The 1,787-nt window shown below is 63.8% G+C and carries 3 protein-coding genes; 1 reads left to right on the forward strand and 2 read right to left on the reverse strand.

What is annotated here, in order from left to right; genetic code table 11:
* Both I6U14_RS00450 and glyQ read right to left on the reverse strand, forming a co-directional pair.
* On the reverse strand, positions 1-342 hold a 342-nt coding region (locus tag I6U14_RS00450; protein ID WP_296895972.1), incomplete at its 3' end, for a glycine--tRNA ligase subunit beta.
* On the reverse strand, positions 335-1,255 hold the full coding sequence (gene glyQ / locus I6U14_RS00455) for a glycine--tRNA ligase subunit alpha (protein ID WP_296895974.1): 921 nt from the start codon (positions 1,253-1,255) through the stop codon (positions 335-337). The genes glyQ and I6U14_RS00450, both read right to left, overlap by 8 nt.
* A gap of 138 nt (positions 1,256-1,393) precedes the next feature.
* Between glyQ and I6U14_RS00460 the strand changes: the two genes are divergently transcribed.
* Positions 1,394-1,787 (forward strand): cation diffusion facilitator family transporter (locus I6U14_RS00460; protein ID WP_296895976.1); only part of this gene is annotated, 394 nt, incomplete at its 3' end.

Below are 1,787 nucleotides of genomic sequence, written 5' to 3' on the forward strand. Positions count from 1 at the left end.
GCCCTTGTCTGTCTCCTCGCGCCCGAGCTCCGAGACCTCGACGCCGCAGGAACGGGCAAAACCGAGCGCCGCCTTGGTCGGCTTGCCGTCGTCGTCGAAGGCTGCACGCACGGCCGGGCCGCGCCGTACGGATTCCCGGTCGACCTGCCCCACCACGAGCCCGCGGACGATCAGAGCCAGCCGTCGCGGTGCCGCATAGCGCTCGACGCCTCCGTGTGTTAACCCGGCAGCATCCAATTGCGCCGCGAATCGCTCCGCAAAGGCCGCGGACAACTTGGGCAGCGCCGTGGGCGGAAGCTCCTCGGTGCCGATCTCAACCAATAGATCCCGCCGATCAGCCACCGTGCTCGTCTCCTTGGTTGCGTGCCATGGGGAAGCCCAGCGCCTCCCGACTGGCGTAATAGGTCTCGGCGACTGCGCGGGCCAGAGTGCGGACCCTGAGAATGAAGCGCTGACGCTCGGTCACTGAGAGGGCGCCGCGAGCGTCCAGCAGATTGAACACATGAGAAGCGCGCAGTACCTGCTCGTACGCCGGCAGTGGTAGCCCTTTTTCAATCAACTGCCCGCTGAGGGCCTCGGCACCGTCGAAGGCGGAGAACAGGGCGGGTACATCCGCGAATTCGAAGTTGGAAGCGGATTGCTCTCCCTCGTTCTGAAGGAAGACCTCGCCGTAACTCACCGGACCCCGCGGCGTATCGGCCCACTTGAGCTCGAAGACCCTCTCGACCCCCTGCAGATACATGGCGATGCGCTCCAGGCCGTAGGTGATTTCGCCGCTGACAGGGCGACACTCCAGACCACCGACCTGCTGGAAGTAGGTGAACTGCGTCACTTCCATCCCGTTCAGCCAGACCTCCCAGCCGAGGCCCCAGGCACCGAGGGTGGGCGACTCCCAGTTGTCCTCTACGAAGCGGATGTCATGCACCAGGGGATCGATACCGAGCATGCGCAGCGAGTCAAGGTACAGATCCTGGATGTCGGCCGGCGACGGCTTGAGAATCACCTGGAACTGATAATAGTGCTGGAGTCGGTTTGGGTTTTCACCGTACCGTCCGTCCGTGGGTCGCCGGGACGGTTGCACATAGGCACTGTTCCAGGGCTCGGGCCCAATCGCCCGCCGGAAGGTCGCGGGATGGAAGGTCCCGGCGCCCATTTCCATGTCATAGGGCTGCAGGATGACGCAACCGCGCTCGGCCCAATAGGACTGGAGGCGGAAGATCAGTTCCTGGAAGGTCTTTGGAAGATCGGCGTTCAAACGGACGGTCCGTTAAGCTAAAAAAGGGGCATTCTAGCGGCAATCCGCAGGTTTGGACCACATCCCCCAACCTCTCGAACTGTCCGCTGCGGGTTGCTTCAGCCCCAGACAGGCGCTGCTGCCCAAGCGAGGTTCTCTATGCAGTCACAGGACACAACGGCGGTGACCGGTTTCGTCGACCCCGTTGTTCGTCGTCGAGCGATCGCCCGAACCGCAGTGGTCGGCGGCCTCTCCAATCTCTTGCTTTCGGCCCTCAAGGTGAGCGTGGGCTGGGTGGGCAATTCGCACGCCCTGGTGGCAGACGGCATGCATTCGCTGTCTGATCTTGCGACCGACGTGCTCGTCTGGGTTGCCGGTCACCACGCCAGCCGCGGACCGGACGACGATCATCCCTACGGCCATGCGCGCTACGAAACCATGGCCACGCTCGCCCTCGGGCTCTTGCTATTCCTCGTTGCCATCGGGCTTGGCTGGGATTCGGTCAAGCGCCTGTTTGCACCCGAGGACCTGGGACAACCGGCCTGGATCACGC

Origin of the sequence: Thiohalocapsa sp., assembly GCF_019695415.1 — a bacterium.
GTDB lineage: Bacteria > Pseudomonadota > Gammaproteobacteria > Chromatiales > Chromatiaceae > Thiohalocapsa.